Consider the following 25,246-nt stretch of genomic DNA (forward strand, 5'->3'; position numbering starts at 1 on the left):
TCCTTAATCAGATATAAATATATAACAGCAACCATTAAATAATGGTCTATCCTCGACGAACGTATGGGGGATCAGACTGGCACGCCAGTGCCGACGACGTGGAACGACCCGAACGTCTGTCCGTTCTGTGAGATGCAACTGGCCTCTCCGGGCGCGGGCTTCATGGACCACCTGAAGTCGAATCCGGCCTGTGAGTCCGGCTTCGACCAGTGGCGTGGGAACGTGAACAGCGACATCCGCGGCGGCTGGTCCGGTTAGTCGCCCCCCGACGCCACGTCCGTCTCGTACCGATACCAGACACATCCCGCGAGCACCAGCAGGAGGCCCACCAGCGGTGGCGTCGCGACGGTGAAGAGGGGTTCGACCGCCGAGACCACGCTCGCGCCGAGATCCGGATCCAGGGGCAGGGCGCCCAGAATCTGCGCGACGTCGTCTAGCCGAACCGACGCGTTCGCCAGCAGTGCCCCACCGACGACCAGCCGACGGGGGCCGCCCGCGGGGAGCAGGTAGAGCAGCGGGACCAGCGGGAAGAGGAGGATCACGACGTAGATCGGGTAGGACGGGAAGAAGAGCAAGATGGCGAGCAGCGTCGCCTGGATCGCGACGAGGCGGTCCAGCCGTCCGTCGATCGCTCGATAGCAGTACGCGACCGGCGGCGCGAGGACCGCGAGTGCGCCAGCGGCCCACAGCAGCGACGGTCCCTGCGGGAAGAGCACGGAGAGCGGCCGCCGGAGCGTCAGGTAGGTCGCGGTAGGGTCGAGTCCGCCGAGGAACTGCCCGTGGTCGAGTCGATCGAGGAGCGCCACGTGCAGGTACTCCGCGGTCAGTTCCGGTCCGAACGCGACGAGGCCCAGCGCCAGGAGGCCGAGTCCGGTGGTGATCGCCGCGGCGATCGCGCGCCAGGCACGCCGTCGGAGCAGCCAGACGCCGACGGCAGCGGGGAACACCTTGAAGAATGCCGCCGCGGCGAACGCGCCGCCAGCGACGGACTCGCGGTTACGATCCAGCGCCACGAAGCCGGCCGTCAGCGCCAGCGCGACGTGGTGGTTGACCTGCCCGAACACCAGCGACGGCATCGCGTGGATCGAGGCGACGACGAACCCCGCGACGAGCGCCCGATCGAGCCACTGGAGTCGGTCGTCACCGGCGCGCTCGACGTACCGCACCAGGAGCCAGGCGGTCGCGAGTCCGGCCAGCACCGTTCCGAGGGTGTGGATCGCGAATCCCGGAACCCACGAGCCGAAGACGGCGTAGGGGAAGAACAGGAGGATCGAGAGCGGCGGGTAGACGTAGGTGAACGACGGGACGCGCTCGGGCGCGACGGCGTAGAAGTTCTCCCCCGCCAGCGCCGCTTTCGCGGCCACGTAGTACACCTCGAAGTCGATGCCCACCTGCCAGGGCCCGACGGCGAGGACGAAGGCCAGGTAGACGAGTCCGAACAGGAATCCGACGGCGAGGACGAGCCGGGGGCCGAGGCGGGGCGGGCCGGCCGCCGTCGTCGCCTCCCCACCTCTCGGCCCGTCGCCAGCGTCGGTCATCGACGGGAATTCTCCCCGGCCCCTGTTCAGCCTGCCGAACGAGACCGTCGTCGACGGATCCACGAGGGACCGATCGGGGACGGTGGCAGGGAGTCGGCTGTGACTTGCGAGAGCAGGCACACGGTTTTCCACGATCGAGCGCCTCGCCTACGAGGGCACTTCGCCTGCGGATCCAGGTTCAAAGATCGATGTCTTCAGACGACGAATCGGCCGAGACGCGTGAGATCGAGGACCGGTTGCAACAGGTGGGTCGCTACACTCGCTTCCTGAAGGCCGGACTGGGCGTCATCGTCGGGACCTTCCTCGTGGCCGCGGCCGTGCTGTTGCCGGCGAACCTCGACTCCGCCGGGACCGCCGTCGAGGCGATCCTCATGCCCGCGATCTTCGTCGGGATGGGACTCCTGCTGTTCGGGATCGGGATGCATCTGCATCTCATGCACCTGAACCTGGTGCGCCAGATCCGGAAGGGGCCAGAGTCCGATTCGGAGACCCCCGACCGCGGGCGAGACCGGTGACCGCGCTGCAGGGACTCGGGCGAGCCGCCGTCGTCACTCGATCGCCATGATCTCGCGGGCCTCGTCGGGCGTCGCGGGCTCGCGGCCGACGTCGCGGGCCATCCGCGCGGCCTTGGCGACGAGGTCGGCGTTGCTCTCGGCCATCTCGCCCTCGCTGACGTAGAAGTTGTCCTCCAGCCCGACGCGGACGTTGCCGCCCATCGAGAGCGCCGCGCCGACGAGGCGCCACTGGTCTTCGCCGATGCCGATGACCTGCCAGGTGGCGTCGTCGGGGAGCTGGCGGACCTGGTGGGCCAGGTTCTCTGCGGTCGCCGGAATCCCGCCGAGCACGCCCATGATGAGGCTGAAGTGCAGCGGCGGTTCGAGGTCGCCCTCGGTGAGCAGGGGCCGGGTGTTGCCGATGTGGCCCGTGTCGAAACACTCCAGTTCGGGCTTGACGCCGGCGTCCTGCATCGTCGTCAGGAACTCGCGGATCTCCGCGAAGGAGTTCTCGAACACCATGTCGAAGACGAAGTCGCCGCGCGATTCGGAGTACTTCGCGTAGTTCATAGAGCCCATGTTCAGGGCGGCCATCTCGGGCTCGGTCTCGCGGACGTACTCGGTGCGGCTCTCGACCGGTTCGTGGATCGCCCCCGTCGAGAAGTTCACGACGATATCAGTGCGCTCCTGGACCGCGTCCTTGATCTCCTGGTAGCGTTCCGTCGAGTAGGTCGGTGAACCGTTGTCCGTTCGCGCGTGGATGTGCGCGACGGCCGCGCCCGCCTCCCGCGCGGCGGCGGCCTCCGCGGCGATCTCCTCGGCCGTGTAGGGGATCGCCTCGCACTGGTCGCGCGTCGTCAGCGCGCCGGTCAGCGCCGCGGAGATGATTACCTTCTCCGGGTCGTTGCCCTTGACGCTCTCCCGGTTCGTGTCGGTCATTCGCGCACCTCCCAGTCGGGGCGTTCGTCCATCAGGAAGGAGTTGATCCCCTCCTCCGTCGCGTCGCTCATGGCGATGACGGTGATGACCTCCTTGAGGTAGGACAGCGACTCCTCGAAGCCCATGTCGCGCTGGCTGTAGTAGGCCTCTTTGCCCACGTCGATGAGCATCGGGCTGTTGTTGGCGAGCGTGTCCACGAGGTCGTCGAGTCGGTCGTCGAACTCACCGTCGGGGACCACGTCGGTCACGAGTCCCATCTCCGCAGCGTCGTCGGCGTCGACGTGCTCGCCGGTGAACAGCAGCTTCAGGCCCGCCTTCTGGTCGGCGGCGCGCATGATCGGCGCCATCGCCTGCGCGGGAAACAGGCCGACGTCGACCTCGGGGGTGCCGAACTCGGCGGACTCGCTCGCGACCACGAACTCGCAGGCTGCGGCCAGTCCCAGGCCCCCGGCCAGACAGTACCCCTCGACCGCGGCGACGGTCAGCGCGCTCGCCCCAACCATGGACTCGACGATCGCCGAGAGCGAGGCGAACTGCTCGCGGTAGGCCTCCGAGCCCTCGCCGAGGACGCCGGCCATCTCCGAGAGGTCGCCGCCCGAGCAGAAGGTACCGCCCGCTCCGCGGAGGACGAGCACGCGCGCCTCGCTCTCGTCTGCGTACTCGATGGCGTTCGAGAGGCCGCGTATCACCGGTTCGTTGAGGGAATTGCGCTGCTCGGGGCGATCGATGGTCGCCCGGACCACCAGGCCGTCGTCGCTGACCGCGACGTCGAGGGCGTCGGTCGAGAGTTCCGTCTGATCTGCCATGCGGTCTCGTAACGTGGCGCACGCCCCCGCAATAGTATTTCGGACGCGCAACAACCCGAAAGGAGTTGTCGACGCTCGATCCCGTCTCCCCACCAGTCTGGACGGATAAACCCACAACGCGTGGGCTGTGCCTTTATGTGGGACGTGCACAAATACCGTGCCATGGTGGACACACCGATCGACTACGGTCGCCTGGACGCGGGGCGACACGTGAACTACTGGGCCATCGATCCCGCGCTCAGGGCCGAGGTCGAACGGGCCTACCCCGACGCGGAGTTCGAGTGGGCGGAACCGAAGCTCTCCGACCTGGGCGAGTTGACCGGCCACGAGATCACGGACAACGCCGAGATCATCGACCGCGAGGGCCACGACCTCCGGACCTACGACCGGGACGGCGAGGTGCAAAATCACGTCGAGTACCACCCGCTCCAGCACGAGAACGACGAACTCGTCTACGACCGCGGCGTCACCCACGACATTTTCCACCCGCCGCCGGGCCGGGACGAACCGCTCGGGTTCCAGCACGTCCTCACCCAGCAGACCATCCTCTCGTTCGCCGACGGCGGGTTCGTCTGTCCCGTGTCGATGACCACCGGCGCGGCAATAGTCCTCGAGAAGTACGTCGACGACGACCACCCCAATGCCGACCTTCTCGAGGACTACTTTCGGAAACTGACGAGCCGCGACTACGACGACCACATCGAGGGCGCGATGTTCCTCACCGAGAAGCAGGGCGGCTCCGACGTCGGGGCCAACGAGACGACCGCCGAACCCACCGAGGAGGAGGGGATCTACGAACTGCACGGCGAGAAGTGGTTCTGCTCGAACATCGACGCCGAGGGGACCCTCGCCCTCGCCCGCAGACCCGACGCTCCCGATGGGACGGCCGGGCTCTCGCTGTTTCTCGTCCCGCACACGAAGCGAAATGGGGGTCCCGCGAGCGACGCGAGCGGGACCTCGGAAGACGAACTGTCTTCCGGTGAACTCAACGATCAGCTCTACCGCCGGCTGAAGGACAAACTCGGGACCATCTCGGTCCCGACCGGCGAGGTCGAGTTCCGTGGGGCGGAGGCGTACCTCGTCGGCGAACCCGAGAACGGGTTCAAGCTGATGGCCGAGATGATGAACTTCGAGCGGCTGACCAACGCCACCGGCTCGGTCGGTGGGATGGGGCGGTCCCTGCTGGAGTCGAAGGTTCAGGCCGCGACGCGCGACGCGTTCGGCGAGACCATCCAGGAGTACCCCCTGATGCGCCGGGACCTCGTGGACATGCAGACCGACTACGAGGCCGCGCTCGCCTTCACCTTCGAGGCGACCCGCCACTACGCGGACTACATGGACGCCGAACAGCGCGCGGACGGGACGGGACTCGACGCCGACGAGCGCACGCCCGAAGAGGAGCGCGCGTTCAAACTGATGCGCCTGCTCGTCCCCATCGCGAAGTACAAGACCGGCCGGATGGCCGTCGACACGGCCTCCTACGCCTGCGAGATCCTGGGCGGCAACGGCTACGTCAACGGGTTCACCACCGAGCGACTGCTCCGGGACTCGCAGGTCCTCCCCATCTGGGAGGGGACCTCCAACATCCTCTCGCTGGACGTGTTGCGCGTGCTGAACCGCGAGGCCGCCCACGAGACCCTGTTCCCGCTGATCTCCGACCACCTCGACGCCGCCGAGCACCCCCACCTCGAAGACCTGGCCGGGACCGTTCAGGAGGAGTTCACCGCCATGCAGGAGGCGATGGTCTCGCTGGCGGGCGAAGGCGAGGACTACGCCCAGCACGAGGCCAAGCGACTGGCCGACTACGTCTTCGACGTGGTGACGGCCGGACTGTTGATCGAACGCGCCCAGACCGCCATCGACGAGGCCGACGACGGCCGGCGCGCCCTGGTCGCAGAGTGGTTCGTCGGGACCCGGTTCGGCCAGGACGAGGCCCGCGGGATCACCGACGGCGAGAAACTCCCGGACGACTACTTCGAGGAGATCGTCCGGCACGCGCGACTGTCGCCGGACGAACTGGCCGCGGCCGCGCCCGCCGACGACTGAGCAGTCCTCGACTGCCCGTTCTCGACTGCGGTAGCACCCGCCTCCCGACGGTTCGATGCCGGCGGCGAGGAAAATGCCGTTCGGGGATCGCTTCCGTTACTCCAGGTCCGGCACGACCGTCACGCTGGCGACGCTGTCGTCGCCTTCCAGTTCCATGATCGTGACGCCCTTCGTGTTCCGGCCGACGGTGGAGATGTCGGCGGCCCGGATGCGCATGATCTGGCCGAGTTCGCTCATGATGATGAGGTGGTCGGCCTCGCTGACGGCCTTCACGTCGGTCACCGGCCCGTTACGGCCGTCGGTCTTGATGTCGATGAGGCCCTTGCCGTAGCGTGACTGACACCGGTACTCGGTGAGCGGCGTCCGCTTCCCGTAGCCGTGTTCGGTCACGGTCAGCAGGGCGCGCTCGTCGTCGTCGTCCGTCGCGACCAGGCCGACCACGCGGTCGCCGTCCTGGAGCTTGATCGCGCCGACGCCGCGGGCGTTGCGGCCCATCTGTCGGACGTCGCTCTCCTGGAAGCGGATCGTCATGCCCCGTTCGGTCGCGATGACCAGGTCCTGCTCGCCGTCGGTCACCTCCACGTCGACGAGTTCGTCGCCGTCCTCGAGCGAGGCGGCGATGATCCCCGTCGACCGGATGTTCTCGAACTCCGTCGTGCAGGTCCGCTTGACGTAGCCGTCCCGGGTGGCCATCGTCAGACACTGGTCGTCACTGAACGCGTCCGTGTCGACGACCGCCGTGATCTCCTCGCCGTCTGAGAGCCCGCCGATGACGTTCCGGATGTGGTTGCCCCGGGCCGTCCGGCTCATCTCCGGGACCTGGTAGGTCTTGAGACGGTAGACCCGGCCCTGGTTGGTGAAACAGAGCAGGTAGTCGTGGCTGTTGGCCCGGAAGACCTCGTTGACGCGGTCGCCCTCCTTGGGGTCCGCGCCGATGATGCCCTTCCCGCCGCGGCCCTGTGTCTCGAACTTCTCGACGGGCATGCGCTTGATGTAGTCGTCGTCGGTGATGACGACCACGCAGTCCTGCTCGGGGATGAGGTCCTCGTGGGTCACCTCGCCGTCGTCCTGGACGATCCGGGTCCGGCGCTCGTCGCCGTACTCCGCTTTGATCTCCTGGAGTTCGTCCTTGATGACGTCGAGCAGTTCCTGCTGGTCGCCCAGGATCTCCTCGAGGCGCTCGATGCGTGCCTGGACCTCCTCGTACTCGGTCTCTATCTCGTCGACCTCCTCGGAGGTGAGGCTCCCGATCTGGATCCGGACGATGTGGTCGGCCTGGGCCTCGGAGAAGTCGTACTCGTCTCTGAGGGCCTCCTTGGCGTCCTCGCGGTTGTCGGCGTCCCGGACGAGGTCGATCACGTCGTCGGCGTTCTCGACGGCCGTCAGCCGGCCTTCGAGGATGTGCGCGCGGTCCTCGGCCTCGTCGAGTTCGAACTGACTGCGCCGCCTGACGACCTCCTTCCGGTGGTCGACGTACTCGGCGAGGGTCTGCTTGAGCGTCAGGACGCGCGGTTCGCCGTCGACGAGGGCGAGGTTGATGACGCCGAAGGTCGATTCGAGGTGGTGTTCGAGCAACTGGTTCTCGACCACGTCTGCGTTCGCGCCGCGCTTGAGGTCGACCACGACCCGGACGCCGTCGCGGTCGGACTCGTCGCGCAGGTCGCTGATCCCCTCGATCTTCCCCTCGTTGACGTTCTCCGCGATGCGCTCGACGACGCGGGCCTTGTTCTCCTGGAAGGGCAGTTCGCTGATGACGATGCGACCCTCCTCGTGGTCGACCTCGTATTCGGCGCGGACGGTGAGGCGGCCCCGCCCCGTCTTGTACGCCTTATGGATGTCGTTGCGGCCGACGATGTTCGCGCCCGTCGGGAAGTCCGGCCCCTTGATCGGCCCCGGGCTCTCTTCCAGGTGGATCAGGTCTTCGACGTCGCATTCGGGGTTGTCGATCAGGTGGATCGTCGCGTCGATCACCTCTTCGAGGTTGTGCGGCGGGATCTTCGTACTCATCCCGACCGCGATGCCCGTCGAACCGTTGACCAGCAGGTTCGGGAAGGCGGCGGGCATGACCGTCGGTTCGTTCAGACGGTCGTCGTAGTTGGACTGGAAGTCGACCGTGTCCTTCTCGATGTCCTCCAGCAACTCCTCGGCGATGGGGCTCATCCGCGCCTCGGTGTACCGCATGGCCGCGGCGGGGTCGCCGTCCATCGACCCGAAGTTCCCCTGGCCGTCGATCAGCGGTTCGCGCATGGAGAACGTCTGGGCCATCTTCACGAGCGTGTCGTAGATGGCTTGGTCGCCGTGCGGGTGGTAGTCACCCATCGTCTCCCCGACCACCGAGGAGGACTTGCGGTGACTGGACCCGCTGGTGACGCCCATCTCGTGCATCGCGTAGAGGATGCGCCGGTGGACGGGCTTGAGCCCGTCACGGACGTCCGGCAGGGCCCGGCCGGCGATGACGCTCATCGCGTAGTCGATGTAGCTCTGCTCCATCTCGTCTTCGACCCGGACGCGCTCGACGTTGGCCGCGGGGGCCGCCGTCGCGTCGTCCGGGGCGTCTGGCAGTTCGGAACTCATGTCAGATGTCCACCCACTCGGCCTCGGGCGCGTGCTCCTTGATGAACTGCTTGCGCGGTTCCACCGCGTCCCCCATCAGGACGTTGAACATCTTGTCCGCCGCGGCGGCGTCCTCGATGGTGATCTGCTTGAGGTGGCGGTGTTCCGGGTCCATGGTCGTCGCCCACAGCTGTTTGGGGTTCATCTCACCGAGCCCCTTGAACCGCTGGACCTGCGTCGGATTGCCGTCGCACTTCTCGGTCACGATCCGGTCGCGTTCGGCCTCGGTCATCGCGTCGTAGGTCTCGCCCCGGTACCGGATCCGGTAGAGCGGCGGTTGCGCCGCGTAGACGTAGCCCGCCTCGACCAGCGGGCGCATGTGGCGGTAGAACAGCGTCAACAGGAGCGTCCGGATGTGCGCGCCGTCGACGTCCGCGTCGCACATGAAGATGATCCGCTCGTAGCGGGCGTCGTCGAGGTCGAACTCGTCGCCGATGCCCGTCCCGATGGCCGTGATCATGTTCCGGATCTCGTCGTTCTCGAGGATCCGGTCCAGCCGGTGTTTCTCGACGTTCAGGATCTTCCCACCCAGCGGGAGGATGGCCTGGAACTCCGGGTTGCGTCCCTGTTTGGCCGACCCGCCCGCGGAGTCGCCCTCCACGATGAACAGCTCCGACTCGCTGGGGTCTTTGGTCTGGCAGTCGGCCAGTTTGCCGGGCAGCGCCGTCGAGTCCAGCGCGTTCTTCCGGCGGGTCAGCTCTTCGGCCTTCTTCGCGGCCTTCCGAGCCTTCGCGGCCTCGACGGCCTTCCGGATGATCGCCTGTGCGGTGTCCGGGTGCTCCTCGAAGACGGTCGTCAACTGCTCGTGGACCGCGCTCTCGACGATCCCGCGGACCTCGCTGTTGCCGAGTTTCGTCTTCGTCTGGCCCTCGAACTGCGGATCGGGGTGTTTGACGGAGATGACCGCCGTCAGCCCCTCGCGGATGTCCTCGCCTTTCAGGTTCTCGTCCAGATCCCCGAGGAGGCCGTGGTCGTTGGCGTAGTCGTTGACGACCCGTGTGAGCGAGGTCTTGAACCCCGTCAGGTGCGTCCCGCCCTCGCGTGTATTGATGTTGTTGGCGAAGGCGTGGATCGAGCCCTGTAGCTCGTCGGTCGCCTGCATCGCGACCTCGACCTGGACGGCGCCCTCGTCGATGTCCCCCTCGGTGTCGAAGTAGATGACGTCCTCGTGGAGGGGCGCCTTGGTCTCGTTGAGGTACTCGACGAACTCGCGGATGCCGCCCTCGTAGCGAAACGTCGTCGACTCGCCGTCGCGTTCGTCCTCGAGCGTGATCTCGACGCCGGAGTTGAGAAAGGCCAGTTCCCGGAGGCGCGCTTCGAGCGTGGAGAATTCGAACTCGTCGGTCTCGAAGATCTCGCCGTCCGGCCAGAAGCGAATCGTGGTCCCGGTGTCCTCTCCTTCCTCCAGTTCTCGCACTTTCTCGAGTTCGCCAACCGGTTCGCCCTGGTCGAACTCTTGCTTCCAGACCGCGCCGTCGCGTCTGACCTCGGCTTCGAGGCGCTTCGAGAGCGCGTTGACGACGGAGACCCCTACGCCGTGGAGGCCGCCGGAGACCTGGTAGGACTTGTTGTCGAACTTCCCGCCGGCGTGGAGGACGGTCATGATGACCTCCAGGGCCGGCCGATCGTGTTCGTCGTGGGTGTCGACGGGGATCCCGCGCCCGTCGTCGCTGACGCTGACGGAGCCGTCGTCGTGAATCGTGACGCCGATGGTGTCGCAGTGACCCGCCAGGGCCTCATCGATCGCGTTGTCGACCACCTCGTAGACGAGGTGGTGCAGTCCACGTGAGTCCGTCGACCCGATGTACATCGCCGGCCGCTTTCGCACGGCCTCCAACCCTTCGAGAACCTGAATTTGCCTGGCTCCGTACTCAGACTCGTTAGACATGAAATCTATCGTGACGTAGGAATCCGGCACTGATAAAACTCCCGCACGCGTGCGCTCGCGTGCGAACTCTCCTCGAAACGGCACCAGTGCCGTCTTGCGGTTCTCACAGCTCACGGACACCTCTGACCGACCGGTCGAGCAGGCCCGTCCTACCCGACCGTGACAACCGTTCCCAGCCCCGATTTCACTTTCACCGGGCTGGCGTGCAACATTTAACCCCTCCGGGGGTAGATGGTTGCAGAGAATGACCTCGTACCAGTCGACAATCGCCGAGGGGGAGGGGATCGCAGAGGAGCTGGCGGAGGCCCAGCGATCCATCTCCATCGCCGAGTTCTTCGAGAAGAACCGACAGATGCTCGGGTTCGACTCGGGCGCCCGGGCGCTGGTGACGGCCGTCAAGGAGGCCGTCGACAACGCGCTCGACGCGACCGAGGAGGCCGGCATCCTCCCCGACGTCTACGTCGAGATCCAGGAGAACGACGACTACTACCGTCTCATCATCGAGGACAACGGGCCGGGCATCACGAAGGAGCAGATCCCCAAGATCTTCGGGAAACTCCTCTACGGCTCCCGGTTCCACGCCCGCGAGCAGAACCGCGGCCAGCAGGGGATCGGGATCTCCGCGGCCGTCCTCTACTCACAGCTCACGAGCGGCAAGCCGGCGAAGATCACGAGCCGGCCCAAGGGCAGCGCCGACGCGAAGTACTTCGAGCTGACCATCGACACCGACTCGAACGAACCGGAGATCGAGGCCGAGGACACCACCTCCTGGGACCGCCCCCACGGGACGCGGATCGAACTGGAGATGGAGGCGAACATGCGCGCCCGCAACCAGCTCCACGACTACGTCAAGCACACGGCGGTCGTCAACCCCCACGCCCGCCTCGAACTCCGCGAGCCCCAGGAGCACTTCAAGTTCGAGCGCGCGACCGACCAGCTCCCCGCCGAGACCGAGGAGATCCGGCCCCACCCGCACGGCGTCGAACTGGGGACCCTCCAGAAGATGCTCTCTGCGACCGACTCCTACTCAGTCTCCGGCTTCCTGCAGGGGGAGTTCACCCGCGTCGGCGGGAAGACCGCCGACAAGGTGATCGACAACTTCCGCGACCGGCACTTCGGCCGCGAGATGACCTGGAGCCCGCCGAAGGACCACGAGGACGCGGACGTGGCCGCGGCCGTCACCGAGGCCGTCGCGAACAAGGGCAAGGAAGCGACCGCGGAGTTCGCCGAGTCGGTCGAGGCCGCGCTCGAAGAACGGGAACGCGTGGCCCACCACGTCCTGATCGACGTCGTCGACAGCTTCGCTGACAACGCCGAGGACGACCACGACGTCACCTTCGGCGACACGGTCAGGGAGAAGGCCGTCGCCGCCGCCTGGGACGCCGTCACCGACGAGCGCACCGCCGACATCTACGCCCTCGTCGAGAACGCGACGACCGACCGGAAGGACGACGCCCACGTCCAGGGGCTGGCCGAACGCCTCGCCGCGAAGTTCGAAGACGAGGAGAACCCGCGGGATCGGTTGACTCGCGACCGGATCGAGGAGTTCGTCGCCCGGTCGGCCGACGCGACCGAGGAGTACGACGAGGCGACCTTCGGCGACACGGCGCGAGAGAACGTCGTCGAGGCGCTCTGGGGTCGGATGCTGACCGTCCCCGACGACCCGCCCAAGGTCGCGGCCATCGACGAGGACCGGGACACGGCGAGCGAACTCCACGAGGCGATGCGCGAGACGGACATCATCGCGCCGCCGACGGACTGTCTCTCGCCGATCAGCGACGACCTGGTCCTGGAGGGGCTCAAGAAGGAGTTCGACGCGGACTTCTACGCGGCCTCGACCCGGGACGCCTCCGTCCACGGCGGCGACCCGTTCATCGTCGAGGCAGGCATCGCCTACGGGGGCGACCTCGACGAGGGATCGAGCGCCCAGGTGATGCGCTTCGCCAATCGCGTCCCGCTGGTCTACCAGCGCGGTGCCTGTTCGATCACGGACGTGGTGAAGACGATCAACTGGCGCAACTACAAACTGGATCAGCCCGGCGGGAGCGGCATCCCGAACGGGCCGGCGGTCCTCATGGTCCACGTCGCCTCGACCAACGTCCCCTTCACGAGCGAGTCGAAGGACGCGGTGGCGAACGTCCCCGAGATCGAAGACGAGGTCGAGCGGGCCATCCGCGAGGCCGCCCGCGACCTGAAGTCCTACCTCAAGAAGCGCCGGTCGATGGAGAAGCGCCGGCGCAAGCAGGACAAGCTGGCGACGATCCTCCCCGCGATGGCCGAGAAGCTCGAGGAGGTCACCGAGGAGGGCGAGCTGAACATCGACGACTCGCTGGCCCGGATCATGAACAACGTCCTCGTCGATCGGCGGTACGAGGGCGACACGGTCCAGCTGGTCGTCGAGAACAACGACGGGACCAACGCGAGCCTCGAGATCACCGACATCGTCTCCGAGGACCCCGGCGAGGTCGAGGGGGCGAACGTCGTCGAGATGGACGGCGAGTACTTCGTCAAGTGGGCCCCGGAGGTCACGGCCGGCGACGAGGCGAGCATCGAGTACAGCGTCAACGGCGACGCCAGCTTCGACCTGCAGGTCGAGGGCGTCGAGGACGAGAAACTGACGATCAACGGGTGAAATCATGAGCACCGACACAGACACCGAGACGGCGACGGAGGGCGACGCGCGCGAACAGCTGATCGACCTGGCGGCGGACTTCTACGACCAGTTCGCCGACGGGCAGGTGCCGACCATGTCGATCCCGACCCGGACGAAGTCCAACATCGAGTACGACGAGGACAAGGACGTCTGGGTGTACGGCGACAGAGAGAGCACGCGGACGGCCAAGACCGTCAGCGGCGCCCAGAAGCTGCTGAAGGCCACCTACGTCATCGACTTCCTCTCACAGCAGCTCGAACAGGACCGCTCGTCCACCCTGCGTGAACTGTACTACCTCAGCGAGTCCTTCGACCACGAGGAGGCCCAGTTCAACGACCAGGACGAGTCCAACCAGCTGATCGAGGACCTCGAGATCGTCTCCGACGTGCGCCGCGAGGAGTTCCACATGCGCCCGGAGGAGTCCGGGGCCACCGTGATGGGACCGCTCCTGATCCGCGAGCAGACCCGCCGCGGCGAGCGCGAGATCCACTGTCAGGAGGACGTCGGCGAAGGGGGCTACCAGATCCCGAACAACCCCGACACCATCGACTTTTTGGAGAACGACGCGGACTTCGTCCTCTGCGTGGAGACCGGTGGCATGCGCGATCGACTCGTCGAGAACGGGTTCGACGAGGAGTACAACTGCATCGTCGTCCACCTGAAGGGCCAGCCGGCGCGGGCGACCCGGCGGCTGACCAAGCGCCTCCACGACGAACTCGGCCTCCCGGTCACGGTCTTCACTGACGGCGACCCCTGGTCGTACCGCATCTACGGCTCCGTCGCCTACGGGTCGATCAAGTCCGCCCACCTCTCGGAGTACCTGGCGACGCCGGAGGCCCAGTACATCGGCATCCAGCCCGCCGACATCGTGGAGTTCGACCTCCCGACGGACCCGCTCTCGGATTCGGACGTGAACGCCCTCGAATCCGAACTGGAGGACCCGCGGTTCCAGACCGACTACTGGAAAGAACAGATCGAACTGCAACTCGACATCGAGAAGAAGGCAGAACAGCAGAGTCTGGCCGCGCGAGGCCTCGACTTCGTGACCGACACCTACCTCCCGGAGCGGCTGACCGAGATGGACGTCATCTGAGGGAAACGGCCGTTTCAGACCTCTTATCTGTCGATCGGTTGCCGAACAGGCACAGCGTTTTCCGCACCGACGGGCTAGTCTGTGCCATGGCAGACGACAAACAGGGCCGGGACGACCAGGCCGACGACGCCAACCGACGCCAGCGTGTCCGCGCTATCAAAGAGGAACTGGAACGACGGGACGAACCGGAACCGCCCGTCGATCCGTCGGAGCTCGCGTACTTCGAGACGGAACTGGAAGCGGTCGAGTTCCCGGCGACCGGCGACGAACTGGTCGCGACGCTCGGCGACCGCGAACTCGATGCGGCCGACGGGACCTACGCGATCGCGGAACTGTTCCCGGAGAGCGACGTGGAGACGTTCGAGTCCCCCACAGCGGTGCGCGAGCGGGTCGAGCGGCCGAACGTGGCCGCGACGATGAAGCGGATCGTCGAGGCGAGCGAGTCGCTCCCGCGCGAGAAACTCGGCGGCTCCCAGTGGGACGCCTACCAGAAGACGCTGCGGGAACTCGCCGCCATCGACGCGGACGACGACGACGAGGGCGTCCGGGTAATCGGCGACTGGATCCTCGAGCGGATTCGCGAGAAGGAGAAGCTCCCGGGTTCCCGGGGGGTCCGCCGCGAGGCGGCGAAGTTCTGTCGCGAGAACGGCTACGAGATCCGGAACGACGAGTGGCTCGGCGTCTGAGGCCGCCACTCACTCGTCGAGGGCGACCGGGACGCCCCGACCCTCCAGATCGGCAGCGAACGCCTCGGCGTCGGTCTCGATTGCCGCGAACGTGTCGTAGTGGATCGGAAGGACGAGTTCGGGATCCATCGCCTCGGCGAGGTCGGCCGCAGCCTCCCGGTCCATCGTGTAGGTCCCGCCGATCGGGGCCAGCAGCAGGTCGACGGGTAGTTCGGCCATCCCGTCGAGCACGTCGGTGTCGCCCGTCCAGAAGATCCGGGTGTCTCCCAGCTGGAGGTGGAACCCGCAGCCGGTGCCTTCGGGGTGGATCGGCGTGCCGTCTTCGTACGTGTGCGGGCCGTCGGGGTGGTTGTACGCCGCCGTGGTCCGGACGATGACCTCGCCGAGCAGGTCGTCGAGTTCGTCGTCGACCCGGCGAGTCTCGTAGGGCAGGTCACGGACCGGCGTCACGTCGCGGTCGGTCTCGCTGTGGTGGACGGCTTCGTGGACGAGGACGGTGACGTCGTCGCTGGCCACGCGCTCGATGCCGTCGGTGTCGTAGTGGTGGACGTGGCTGACGCAGACGAGCTGTGCGTCCCCCGCCTCGTAGTCGTCCAGCACCCCGTACCGGCCGGGATCGAGGTAGACGACGGTCCCGTCGGGGCCTTCGATCCGGACGGTGGCGTAGCCCAGCCAGTCGACGCGGCAGTCGCCGAGTTCGACGGTCATGTGCCAGGGTTCGGCCGGTCGGGGAAAACAGGTGTCGGTCTCAGAACGGGCCGAACAGGACGAGCACCGCGACGCCGACGAGTGCCAGCACGCCGCCGGCGACGACGCTCCCGAGATGGATGAACCCCCTGATGGTCTCGTCGTCGGTCTCCAGCCGCTTCAGTCCCATCCACGGGCTCGTCCCGCGGAGGAACCACCCCTGGACGGTCACGCGCTCGCCGATCAACTCGGGGACCCGACGGAGCGAGAACAGGAAGTTGCCCAGGAACGGCAACCAGCTCTCGTACTTCAGGTACATCATGCCCGTCTCGTCTTTGAACATCAGGTCCTCGGAGAAGCGGTAGCCGGCCTGGCCGCGACCGATCAGTTCGCCGTCGAGTCGCGCCAGCCGACCGTTGACCGGCGAGGCGTACACGTCCGAGAGCAACTCCATCACGGTCGTCTCCTCGGGGTCGCCCCGCGGGAACTTGTACAGCGTCTTGGCGACCATCCCGAGGCCGATGGCGACGAGCCATCCGCCACCGAGGACGGCGAGGTCGAACGCCAGCGAGCCGAGGACGACGGCCGTCAGATAGGCGAGCGGGAAGCCCACCGCGAACACGACCGGAAGCGCGAGGACGGCCACGTCACGGAGGAACTCGACGTAGAGCCGCCGTTTGTCGACGGTCACGCGCCGTTCCAGTTCGTCGAAGTCGAACCGGGTCGCTCCCTCCATGGCCGAGAGCCGGCGCACGCGCTTGCCGGTCAGCGGGTGCGTCGAGTTGAGTTCGAGCAGTTTCGGCCAGGGGTTGTGCAGGTCGAAGAGGAAGGCCTTCATCAGGGGATCGAAGTCCTCGCTGTCGCGGGTGTTGTAGTAGAGGACGCCTTTGTCCTTGCTCTCGGAAACGTTCATGATCCCGATGTTGCGCGTGGCCTGCTCGAGGTCGGGGTCGTCTTCGCTGACGACGATCCCGTAGGCGATCTTGACCAGCCCCATCGCCAGGTCGTCCGGGTCGGTCCACTCGGCCCCGAACTCGTCTGCGGCGTACTCCCGGACCCGGGACAGGAACAGCACGGCGTACTCGCCGACGAACCAGAGGACGTAGGAGAGGACCGCGACCGCCCAGAGGACGCCGGCGACGTTGCCCTTCTTGTTGCTGCTGGCCCGACCGCTGGCCGCGATGCGCTGGGCGTGGATCGCGATCAGGTAGAGCAACTGGACGATGGTGTTGGCCACCGTCATGATGATGAAGTCCCGGCTGGTGACGTGGCCGAGTTCGTGGGCCACGACGCTTGACAGTTCGTCGTCGTCGAGGAACTCGAACGAGCCCTCCGTGAGGACGATCCGGCTCCGCGATCTGGTCGAGCCGTAGGTGAACGCCGTCGGGTTGCGATCGGGGATGATCCCGACGCGCGGCGGTTCGTAGCCGTACTCGTCGGTGACCTCGTCGATCACCCGAGCCGACTCAGGACTCCGGTCGCGCAGGGCCGACGGGTCGATCCACTCGAGATCGTACAGCCACCCGTAGATGAAGTCGTTGACCCAGGGGCCGAAAAACAGCGTCGCCAGGTTGATCAGGATCACGACCGCGACGGCCACGCCGAGGTCGATGGTCCCGAACGCGAGCATCATCCCCAGCACGACCGTCAGCAGGAAGGTTCCCAACAGCCCCAGCGTGAACAACGACGCGAACGCTCGACGCATCGACTGGCTGTTCTCGGGCCCGGGTTAAGAACATATTCCCCGTGACACGACGACTCCCTGACGGCTGCGTGTCGCGGGTCGAGCCCCCTCAACTGCCGTCGGCCAACCGCTCGACACGCTCCAGCGTGTCGGCGTCCGCCACGTCCTTGTCCTCGCGGACGCCGAGGTAGCGGGGGAATCGCAGCGCGTAGCCCGAGGAGTAGGTCGGCGAGGTCTGGATCTCCTCGTAGCCGACCTCGAAGACGACGCCCGGTTCCAGATCGACCGCTTTCCCGTCCTCGACCCGGATGCGCGGTTCCAGCAGCTCCGTCAACTCGGCCAGTTCCTCGTCCGTGATCCCCGTCGCGACCTTCCCGATGGTCTCGAAGTCGTCGGGGCCGGCCCGGACGGAGAGCTCGAAGGTGCCGAGGAACTCCGCCCGTCGGCCCTCGCCCCACTCGGCGCCGGTCACGACCAGATCCAGGGTCTCCACGTCGGGTTTGCGCTTGAGCCACTCCTTCCCGCGCCGGCCCGGCGAATACGTCGAGTCGGGATCTTTCAGCATGATGCCCTCGTGGCCCGCCTCCAGGGCCCGGGTCTCGATATCGGCGATCCCGTCGGGGTCAGCGGCAGTGGCCACGGTCGCCACGCGCGCGTCCAGGATCGAAGACAGGCGGTCGTGGCGATCGCGCAGCGGTGCGTCCAGCAGGTCCTCGCCGTCTGCGTGCAGGCAGTCGAACGCCCACAGCCGGACTTCGACGTCTTCGCGTGCCTTCGCGACGTCGTGCTTGCGGCGGAACCGGCGCAACACCTCCTGGAAGGGGAGCGGCTCGCCGTCGTCGTCGACGGCCACGACCTCGCCGTCGAGGATCGCCGGGACCGAGAGGTGCTCGTCGACGAAGTCGACCACCTCCGGTAGCGGGTCGGTCACGTCCTCCATGTTCCGGGAGAACAGGGCCACCTCGTCGCCGTCGTAGTGGACCTGGACGCGGGCGCCGTCGTACTTGGTCTCGACGGCGACGGTCTCCCAGGCCTCGATCGCGTCCGCGACCGTACCGGCCTGGGCGAGCATCGCCTGGACGGGCCGCCCGACTTCGAGGTTCAGGTCGCCGAGGCCCGCCTCCCCCTCGTCCCGGGCGACGGTCGCGACGAGGCCGTAGTCGTTGGTCACCTGGAGGGCGCGCTCGACGGCCGCGACCGGCACGTCGAAGGCCTCGGCGACGGCGTCGCGGACGGTGCCCTCGCCGACGCCGATGCGCATCTCCGAGAGCACGATCCGCGCTAGGTATCTGGCTTCCGGTGGACTACAGCGATTGAACAGGCCGAAGAGGAGGTCGAGCTTCCGGTCCCGACTGCCCGACCCCGCCGCCGCGGCGAGGGCCCGTAGTTCCGATTCGACCTCGCCGACCGTGAGGCCGTCCGGGCCGTCGCCGGCGAACGCGCCGAGGCCCTGCTGGCCGCCGAAGTCGTAGTCCGCGGCCACGTCGCCGACGTCGCCCACGCCCGCGACGCGGTCCTCGACGTCGTCGGCGGCGACGTTGTGCCCCGCCGCGCGGGCGATGGCCTCGTAACAGAGGTTCGGGCCGACGTCGAGCGTCGTCGACTCGTGAGCGGGGAACACCCGTCCCTGGACGAACCGGGCGACGGTGTCGAGGTCGTCGTCGGCGTCCGCGAACAGGTCACGGACGAGGGAGACGATCTCCAGGTCGGCCGCGGTCGCCTCGATCTCGGCGGCGCGCTCGGCGAAGGCGGCGAACTCCATCGACTCCCGGTTACCGCGTCGCTGAGTTAAATCGTCCGGAGCGCACCGCCGCTCGTCGGTTCGGAATTGGAAAAATCGATGCAGTCGGTCGGTCGCGCGATCGGGCGGCGATCGCGGTGTGGGTTACTCCTCCGATCGGGTTCGCTCGTAGGCCGCGCGGAGTCGGTCGATCGGGCGGTCGATCGGCAGCGTGAAGCCAAAGCGACGGACCACGAGCGCGACCGGCATGAGCGCGATGCCGACCATCAAACTCAGCTGGTACAGCGCGAACAGCAGACCACTGTGCAAGCGGGTTTCCATTGTCTTCGAACAGTCTCCATCGACCGCTGTATATAAAGATAATTGAATTGCATTTTACATAATGGTCTATATTCGGGGATAATGCGGCCGCCGTCTGCCGGTTCGAATTCGGTTGGAATAGCGACGACTCGATGGTGGGTCGACCGGGTCCGAACGGTAACGGGGAGATAATCGACGCCGGACGGTGTCATAACTTATGGCCATTATTGGAGTGACGTGCGCAGTCGACGCGGGCGAATCAAAAGAGACGAGAGGGTGGAAACCAGACCACTCGGTATGAACTACCTCGTAGTGATGGAAGCCGCCTGGTTGGTCCGGGACGTCGAAGGCATCGACGACGCGATCGGCGTGGCCGTCAGCGAAGCGGGCAAGCGACTCAACGATCAAGACATGGACTACGTCGAGGTCGACGTCGGCGCGACGGGCTGTCCCGCCTGTGGCGAGCCGTTCGACTCCGCCTTTATCGCCGCCGAGACCGCGCTCGTCGGCCTCGTCCTCGAGATGAAGGTGTTCAACGCCGAGAGCACCGAACACGCCCAGCGCATCGCCAAGAGCGAAGTCGGCGGCGCCCTCCGCGACGTCCCCCTCTCGGTCGTCGAGACCATCGAGTTCGAAGACGAGGAGGAGGCCGACGCCTCCGCCGGCGCCTGACGACTGGGGAACCTTTTTGTATTACCTACGGTAATCGGATCGTATGGAGCTACCGACCCCTGAGGATCTCCGGGAGCGTCGGAACGAGCTGGAGCTGACCCAGAGCGAGCTGGCAGAGCGGGCGGACGTCTCCCAGCCACTGATCGCCCGGATCGAGGGCGGCGACGTCGACCCGCGGCTCTCGACGCTGCGCCGGATCGTCGAGGCCCTGGAGGAGGCCGAGGGGAGCATCCTCCGGGCGGGGGACCTGATGCACAGCCCGGTCTACGGGGTCGAGCCCGACGACAGCGTGATGACCGCCATCGAAGTGATGAACCAGGAAGGGTACTCGCAACTGCCCGTGATCCGGGACGACTACCCCGTTGGCATCGTCTCCCACAGCGACATCCGCCACTCCGACGAGGACGACCCCGGGGAACTCCCGGTGGCCGAGGTGATGCGCGAGTCGATCACCACCGTCACGAAAGACGCCACGGTCGACGAGGTCGACACCCACCTCGACCACCACGAGGCCGTCATCGTCATCGAAGACGCTGAGATGGTCGGGATCATCACCGACGCAGACGTGGCTGCGCACATCTCTTGAGGGAGCGGACGGACCCGTGCTGGAGGGGCGCCAGCCTCAGGCGTCCCGCGAAATCGCGTCCACGAGTTGCTTTCGCCGATAGGTCGCGAGCTGATAGCGAGTCAGGACGACGGACAGTGCCACGGCCATCGCGGCCAGCAGCGCGACGTAGGGCAGGACGCCGTCGTAGTAGAGCCCGTTGAGCAGTTGCAGGAGTGCGAACGCCGGTAAGCCAAACGTAAAGAGACACGTGCGAAGCGGGAACTCGCGAGCCATCGCGAGGAAGGCTGCACCGTCGTCTGAGAGATCTTCAGTCATGATCGAGGAGCCTCGGTACTCTGTCGGGACACGGTGAAGCGAAGGTATAGGCGCTTCGAATCGCCCCACGGTGCACTTACTCCGACGGTCGAACCGGCCTACTTCGACCCAATACAGAAAAGCCGTCCTTACCGTCCGAGTGCGGCCCTAAAACTCCAGCCCGCGGATCGCGACCGCTTCCTCGCCCTCCTGCACCTCGCCGATGATCCGCCCGTCCGTCTCCGCGACCAGCGCCTCGGCGTCCTCGGAGTCGAGCGCCGCCACGAAACCAGTGCCCATGTTGAACGTCCGATGCATCTCCTCGTCGTCGACGTTCCCTTCCTCTTGGACGAACGCGAAGACGGGCTGGGCCTCGAACGGATCCGTGATCTCGTAGCGGAAGGCGCCCATCCGCGCGAGGTTCGTCCAGCCGCCGCCCGTGACGTGGGCCGCGGCGTGGGTGTCGTGTTCCCGGAGCGGGTCGAGCAGGTCCGTGTAGATCCGGGTCGGCTCCAGCAGTTCCTCGGCGATGGAGCGATCGGGGTTCGGCGGGAAGGGGTCGGTGTACTCGTGGTCGCGGGTGGCCGCCTTCCGGGCCAGCGTCAGGCCGTTCGAGTGGATCCCGCTGGACGGGAAGCCGACGAGCGCGTCGCCGGCTTCGGCTTCGCCGGGGAACAACGCGCCCTTCTCGGCGAGGCCGGCGCAGGTACCGGCGATGTCGAGGCCCTTGACGACTTCGGGCATGACGGCCGTCTCACCGCCGACGAGTTCGACGTTCGCGCGGTCGGCGCCCTCGGCCAGGCCGTCGCCGATCTGCTCGCTGGTCTCGTCGTCGGGTTCCGCGACGGCGAGGTAGTCGACGAAGGCGACGGGGCGCACGCCCGCGGCGACGAGGTCGTTGACGTTCATCGCGATGCAGTCGATGCCGATGGTCGAGTAGTCGTCGATGGCTTCGGCGACGAGGAGTTTCGTGCCGACGCCGTCGGCCGCCAGCGCCAGATAGCGGTCGCCGATGTCGAGCAGGCCGGCGAAGTCGCCCTCGAACCCCTCGGTCGCGCCGATCAGGGCGGCCGTCGCCGCCTCGCTGGCGTCGATGTCCACCCCCGCCTCGGCGTAGGTCATCCCGTCGTCGTCCTCGGTCATACGCGAGAACGCGCGCGGGGCGCGCAAAAGGCCGTCGGTCGGGGTCCGCGGTCAGAACAGCCCGAGGTTCAGGAAGGCCCACACCGCCAGCGCCGCCGAGGGGACGAACACCGCGACGAACACAGGTTTGCTCCAGCCAATCACCGTCTTGCCGTCCAGCGGGCCCCACGGGATCATGTTGAACGCGGCGAGGAAGAGGTTGATCGTCACGCCGAGTTGGCCCACGGCGCCGGGGAACCCGCTTCCGAGGACGGCCAGCGGCGCGAACACGGCGGCGAGGACGAGATTCGTCACCGGGCCAGCGAGCGCGATCAGGCCGTTCTCGCGGACGGTCGATCGACCCTGGTGGTACACCGCGCCGGGCGCGGCGAACAGGAACCCGATCATCGCGCCCATGATCGCCACGAAGAGCATCCCGTAGTCGGCCCTGAACTCCGCGACCTTGCCGAATCGGATCGCTGCGACCTTGTGGGCGAGTTCGTGCAAGAGGAAGGCCACGCCGACGGTCAGGAGGCTCAGTCCGAACTGCTGGACGACGACCGGCACCTCGAAGGCCCAGATGGGGCGCACGAGGAGGATGGTGAAGGCGACGCTCAGCGCGACCCAGGCCGCGCCGAGGTCGAACAGCTCCCGGGTGGAAAAGCGGAGATTCACGTCACGAGCCCCCACAGCAGGCGCGCGCTGTTCTCGGCGCTCTGGCTCATCAGGCGGACGACGTCCTCGGTCCCCCCGATCTCGGCGAAGAAGATCGGCAGGAGCACGACGCCGAAGAAGGCGCTCGCGATCATGCTCCCGATGTTGGTCATCGCGACGATGAGGATGAGCCGGAACAGCGGGACGGCGTGCATCCGCGCGAACAGGTCCCTGATGGGCGCCTGCTCGTCGTCGAGAATCTCGTTCAGCTTGTTGATGTCGCCGACGTTGACCGACGTGTGACGGAGTTCGACGTAGCCCGCGAACCAGCCGGGGGCCAGCAGCGGATTGAGGCTCGTCAGCCAGGCCACCAACCCGCCGACGCCCGCGCTCTGCCAGTGGGCGCCGGCGAGTTTCGCCAGCGCGAAGGCGGCGATCCCGTTGACGAGGAACCACGCCCCGAACACGCGGACCAACAGCCCGCTCGACGCCCCTTCGACGCCCGTGACGACTGCCATCACGAGCAGGACGAAGATGGCCAGAAAGCCCAGCGTGAACAGGTAGCCGAAGAGTTTGAAGACGGAGAAGCGCCGCCCTGACTCGACGCCGACGAGCGACTCCATCGGCGGGAGGGTCTCGGGACGTCGGAGGTACTCCTCGATGCCTTCCCGGTGGCCGGCGCCGACGACGGCGACCACGGAGTAGCCGGCCTCGCGCAACTGCACGAGGTTGTGGGCGATGTAGGCGTCGCGTTCGTCGATCAGCGCCTCGGCCCCGCCGGGCGAGAACCGGCGGAACTCCTCCATCATCGCCGACACCACGTCGGTGTCGGTCAGCTCAGACATGTCGAGGTCCTCGGGATCGGTCTCGCCGCCGGAGGTCGATAGCAGCAACGAGAGCGGCAGCCCGATACCGAGGCCGAGCGCGAACGCGAGTGCGAGGCCGTCGAGGATGCCGACCACGGCCCCGGGGACGAACCCGACGCCGCCGAGCAGCAGCGGGCCGACGAGCAGTTCGATCGGGATGGCCAGGAAGAAGCCCAGCGAGAACCCGACGGTGAGGCCGGCCACGACCGGATCGGCGACGCCGGCCAGGAGTCCGCCCAGCAACTGGAGTTTCTCGAGGCCGGTGAGCCGCGCCCAGAACCGCTGGATCGTCGTCTGGATGTCCCGGTCCACTAAGGCGATGCCGAGGCCGTGTTCCTCGGCCGTCTCGACGGCGGCCATCATGTCCGCGCCGGGGTCGACGTCGAACTGGTCGCCCAGTCGCGCCTGGACGTACGAGAGCATCCAGTAGGCCAGGAACTGGAAGACGGTGTTGCCTCCGAGCAGGTCGCTCGGGTCGAGGTCGTCGGGCGTCTCGCCCTTCAACTGGCGGTAGCGGCCGTCGTCGAGTTCCACGGCGACGACGTCCGGTCGTTCCTCGGCGATGGTCTCTTCGACCTCGCGGACGCTGTCCTCCGAGACGTGCGCGGTCCCCAGCACCGTCACGCGCCCCTCCCCCGACGGGGCCGACGGATCCGACGGCGTCGGTGCCGACCGTTCGGTCATTGCGGCGTCATAGAGGGTCACCCGTCTTACGATTGTCGGGACGCCAGCGACCCGGCGGTCCGGCAGACTCTTTTCGACCGCCCGGAAAGGCCGGGGCAATGCCGGACCTGATGGACACCTACATGGAGAACCGCAAGATGATCCAGCCCAACCACGCCAACAACCTGAACACCACCCACGGCGGGAACGTGCTCAAGTGGATGGACGAGGTGGGCGCGATGTCGGCCATCCGCTTCGCCGGCAGCGACGTCCTCACCGCCCGGATGGAACAGACCAACTTCCGGGGCCCCATCCCGGTCGGCGAGAACGCCCTGATCGAGAGCTACGTCTACGACGTCGGCGACACGAGCATGCGCGTCCGCGTCCGGGCCTTCCGCGAGGACCTCCGGGGTCCGGAGACCGAGCTGACCACCGAGTCCCACCTCGTCTACGTCGCCATCGACGAGGACTTCGAACCCCGTAGCGTCCCCGACCTCACAGTATCGAGCGACCGCGGGCGCGAACTCCAGCAGGCCGCCGTCGAGAGCGACGAGAACGACGACCGCTGAGGACGGATCGGATGGCCTTACGGTCCTCGACACGTCAGTGTGGGTATGGACCCGGACGAAACCCATCGGAGCTGGGCCGAACGCTCCGGTCAGTACTCACCGGCCTACTACGCCGAGATCGGCCCCAACGAGGTGAGTGAGACGCTCGCGAGCGTCCTCTCCTACTACGCCGAGGAGGGGGCCGAGATCCTCGAGATCGGCTGTAGCTCCGGCCGACACCTCGCGCACCTGCGCCGCGAGGGATTCGAGAATCTCACCGGGATCGACATCAACGACGACTCCTTCGCGGTCATGCGCGAGCACTACCCGACGCTCGCCGAGACCGGCACCTTCCACACCGGTGCGATCGAGGACCTCGTTCCCGAGTTCGCGGCCGACGAATTCGACGTGGTCTACTCCGTCGAGACGCTGCAACACATTCCGCCCGAGAACGAGTGGGTGTTCGAGGATCTGACGCGGATCACGAGCGATCTGCTCGTCACGGCGGAAAACGAAGGCAACAGTCCGCGACGCGGCCGCGAAGATCAGTCCGTCGCGAAGGTCGACGACGACTTCCCGCTCTACTTCCGGGCGTGGAAGGAGGTGTTCACGGACCTGGGCCTCGCCCAGTTGCTCTGTGAGCCGACCGACCGCGACACGGTGCGGGTGTTCCGGACCCCGTAGCGCCGAG

The 25,246-nt window shown here is 66.9% G+C and carries 23 protein-coding genes; 10 read left to right on the forward strand and 13 right to left on the reverse strand.

Going from position 1 to position 25,246, the window contains the following annotated elements; genetic code table 11:
* Positions 1-63: 63 nt before the first annotated feature.
* Positions 64-258 carry a DUF7501 family protein gene (locus U5918_RS17620; RefSeq protein WP_336003148.1) on the forward strand — a complete coding sequence of 65 codons (195 nt, stop codon included), beginning with the start codon at positions 64-66 and terminating at the stop codon, positions 256-258.
* Here U5918_RS17620 and U5918_RS17625 read toward each other — a convergent pair.
* The gene (locus U5918_RS17625) at positions 255-1,538 is read right to left on the reverse strand and encodes a glycosyltransferase 87 family protein (RefSeq protein ID WP_336003150.1); all 1,284 of its coding nucleotides are present in this window, start codon (positions 1,536-1,538) and stop codon (positions 255-257) included. The two genes, U5918_RS17620 and U5918_RS17625, sit on opposite strands and share 4 nt — an antisense overlap.
* Positions 1,539-1,726: 188 nt before the next feature.
* On the opposite strand from U5918_RS17625, the gene U5918_RS17630 reads away from it, so the two are divergent.
* Positions 1,727-2,053: a hypothetical protein gene (locus U5918_RS17630; RefSeq protein WP_336003152.1), complete on the forward strand. Its 327-nt coding sequence runs from the start codon at positions 1,727-1,729 to the stop codon at positions 2,051-2,053.
* 33 nt (positions 2,054-2,086) lie between these two features.
* Here the strand turns inward: U5918_RS17630 and U5918_RS17635 are convergent, their stop codons facing one another.
* Both U5918_RS17635 and U5918_RS17640 read right to left on the reverse strand, forming a co-directional pair.
* Positions 2,087-2,971, reverse strand: coding sequence for a beta-keto acid cleavage family enzyme (locus tag U5918_RS17635; protein ID WP_336003153.1), 885 nt, complete (start codon positions 2,969-2,971; stop codon positions 2,087-2,089).
* The gene (locus U5918_RS17640; RefSeq protein ID WP_336003154.1) at positions 2,968-3,777 is read right to left on the reverse strand and encodes an enoyl-CoA hydratase/isomerase family protein; all 810 of its coding nucleotides are present in this window, start codon (positions 3,775-3,777) and stop codon (positions 2,968-2,970) included. Before U5918_RS17640 ends, U5918_RS17635 begins: the two co-directional genes overlap by 4 nt.
* 162 nt (positions 3,778-3,939) lie before the next feature.
* Between U5918_RS17640 and U5918_RS17645 the strand changes: the two genes are divergently transcribed.
* The gene (locus tag U5918_RS17645) at positions 3,940-5,823 is read left to right on the forward strand and encodes an acyl-CoA dehydrogenase family protein (protein WP_336003155.1); all 1,884 of its coding nucleotides are present in this window, start codon (positions 3,940-3,942) and stop codon (positions 5,821-5,823) included.
* Between the two features lie 96 nt (positions 5,824-5,919).
* On the opposite strand, the gene gyrA is transcribed toward U5918_RS17645, so the two are convergent.
* On the reverse strand, positions 5,920-8,397 hold the full coding sequence (gyrA, locus tag U5918_RS17650; RefSeq protein ID WP_336003156.1) for a DNA gyrase subunit A: 2,478 nt from the start codon (positions 8,395-8,397) through the stop codon (positions 5,920-5,922).
* A gap of 1 nt (position 8,398) precedes the next feature.
* On the reverse strand, positions 8,399-10,324 hold the full coding sequence (gyrB, locus tag U5918_RS17655) for a DNA topoisomerase (ATP-hydrolyzing) subunit B (protein WP_336003158.1): 1,926 nt from the start codon (positions 10,322-10,324) through the stop codon (positions 8,399-8,401).
* A 244-nt stretch (positions 10,325-10,568) separates the two neighbouring features.
* On the opposite strand from gyrB, the gene U5918_RS17660 reads away from it, so the two are divergent.
* The 3 genes from U5918_RS17660 (at position 10,569) to U5918_RS17670 (ending at position 14,756) form a co-directional block, all read left to right on the forward strand.
* Positions 10,569-12,956, forward strand: a complete 2,388-nt coding sequence (locus tag U5918_RS17660; protein WP_336003160.1) for a DNA topoisomerase VI subunit B — start codon at positions 10,569-10,571, stop codon at positions 12,954-12,956.
* A 4-nt stretch (positions 12,957-12,960) separates the two neighbouring features.
* Complete coding sequence (locus U5918_RS17665; protein WP_336003162.1) at positions 12,961-14,070, forward strand: DNA topoisomerase IV subunit A; 1,110 nt, start codon at positions 12,961-12,963, stop codon at positions 14,068-14,070.
* 86 nt (positions 14,071-14,156) lie between these two features.
* Entirely contained in the window at positions 14,157-14,756 is a 600-nt protein-coding gene (locus U5918_RS17670) for a DUF5789 family protein (protein ID WP_336003164.1), read from the forward strand.
* Positions 14,757-14,765: 9 nt separating this feature from the next.
* Here U5918_RS17670 and U5918_RS17675 read toward each other — a convergent pair whose 3' ends face one another.
* The 4 genes from U5918_RS17675 to U5918_RS17690 form a co-directional block, all read right to left on the reverse strand.
* Positions 14,766-15,464, reverse strand: a complete 699-nt coding sequence (locus U5918_RS17675; RefSeq protein WP_336003166.1) for an MBL fold metallo-hydrolase — start codon at positions 15,462-15,464, stop codon at positions 14,766-14,768.
* Between the two features lie 40 nt (positions 15,465-15,504).
* Positions 15,505-17,148 carry a M48 family metalloprotease gene (locus tag U5918_RS17680; RefSeq protein ID WP_336003168.1) on the reverse strand — a complete coding sequence of 548 codons (1,644 nt, stop codon included), beginning with the start codon at positions 17,146-17,148 and terminating at the stop codon, positions 15,505-15,507.
* 88 nt (positions 17,149-17,236) lie between these two features.
* Positions 17,237-18,889, reverse strand: a complete 1,653-nt coding sequence (gene ligA, locus U5918_RS17685; protein WP_336003170.1) for an ATP-dependent DNA ligase LigA — start codon at positions 18,887-18,889, stop codon at positions 17,237-17,239.
* A gap of 123 nt (positions 18,890-19,012) precedes the next feature.
* On the reverse strand, positions 19,013-19,189 hold the full coding sequence (locus U5918_RS17690) for a hypothetical protein (RefSeq protein WP_336003172.1): 177 nt from the start codon (positions 19,187-19,189) through the stop codon (positions 19,013-19,015).
* A 276-nt stretch (positions 19,190-19,465) separates the two neighbouring features.
* Here U5918_RS17690 and U5918_RS17695 point away from each other — a divergent pair, with 276 nt between their 5' ends.
* Together U5918_RS17695 and U5918_RS17700 are read left to right on the forward strand one after the other, a co-directional pair.
* Positions 19,466-19,840 (forward strand): DUF555 domain-containing protein, encoded by a 375-nt coding sequence (locus U5918_RS17695; RefSeq protein WP_336003174.1) that lies wholly within the window; start codon positions 19,466-19,468, stop codon positions 19,838-19,840.
* Between the two features lie 43 nt (positions 19,841-19,883).
* Positions 19,884-20,426: a CBS domain-containing protein gene (locus tag U5918_RS17700; RefSeq protein ID WP_336003175.1), complete on the forward strand. Its 543-nt coding sequence runs from the start codon at positions 19,884-19,886 to the stop codon at positions 20,424-20,426.
* A gap of 36 nt (positions 20,427-20,462) precedes the next feature.
* On the opposite strand, the gene U5918_RS17705 is transcribed toward U5918_RS17700, so the two are convergent.
* The 4 genes from U5918_RS17705 to U5918_RS17720 form a co-directional block, all read right to left on the reverse strand.
* The gene (locus tag U5918_RS17705; protein WP_336003176.1) at positions 20,463-20,723 is read right to left on the reverse strand and encodes a hypothetical protein; all 261 of its coding nucleotides are present in this window, start codon (positions 20,721-20,723) and stop codon (positions 20,463-20,465) included.
* 147 nt (positions 20,724-20,870) lie between these two features.
* Positions 20,871-21,845 (reverse strand): phosphoribosylformylglycinamidine cyclo-ligase, encoded by a 975-nt coding sequence (purM, locus tag U5918_RS17710; RefSeq protein WP_336003178.1) that lies wholly within the window; start codon positions 21,843-21,845, stop codon positions 20,871-20,873.
* Positions 21,846-21,896: 51 nt separating this feature from the next.
* On the reverse strand, positions 21,897-22,499 hold the full coding sequence (locus tag U5918_RS17715) for a zinc metalloprotease (RefSeq protein ID WP_336003180.1): 603 nt from the start codon (positions 22,497-22,499) through the stop codon (positions 21,897-21,899).
* On the reverse strand, positions 22,496-24,028 hold the full coding sequence (locus U5918_RS17720) for a TraB/GumN family protein (RefSeq protein ID WP_336003181.1): 1,533 nt from the start codon (positions 24,026-24,028) through the stop codon (positions 22,496-22,498). The genes U5918_RS17715 and U5918_RS17720 overlap by 4 nt, the downstream gene beginning before the upstream one ends.
* Positions 24,029-24,126: 98 nt before the next feature.
* On the opposite strand from U5918_RS17720, the gene U5918_RS17725 reads away from it, so the two are divergent.
* The gene (locus U5918_RS17725; protein WP_336003182.1) at positions 24,127-24,576 is read left to right on the forward strand and encodes an acyl-CoA thioesterase; all 450 of its coding nucleotides are present in this window, start codon (positions 24,127-24,129) and stop codon (positions 24,574-24,576) included.
* A gap of 45 nt (positions 24,577-24,621) precedes the next feature.
* Positions 24,622-25,239, forward strand: a complete 618-nt coding sequence (locus U5918_RS17730; RefSeq protein WP_336003183.1) for a class I SAM-dependent methyltransferase — start codon at positions 24,622-24,624, stop codon at positions 25,237-25,239.
* Positions 25,240-25,246 lie beyond the last annotated feature (7 nt).

Source organism: Halorientalis sp. LT38 (assembly GCF_037031225.1).
In the GTDB taxonomy this organism is placed as follows: Archaea; Halobacteriota; Halobacteria; order Halobacteriales; family Haloarculaceae; genus Halorientalis; species Halorientalis halophila.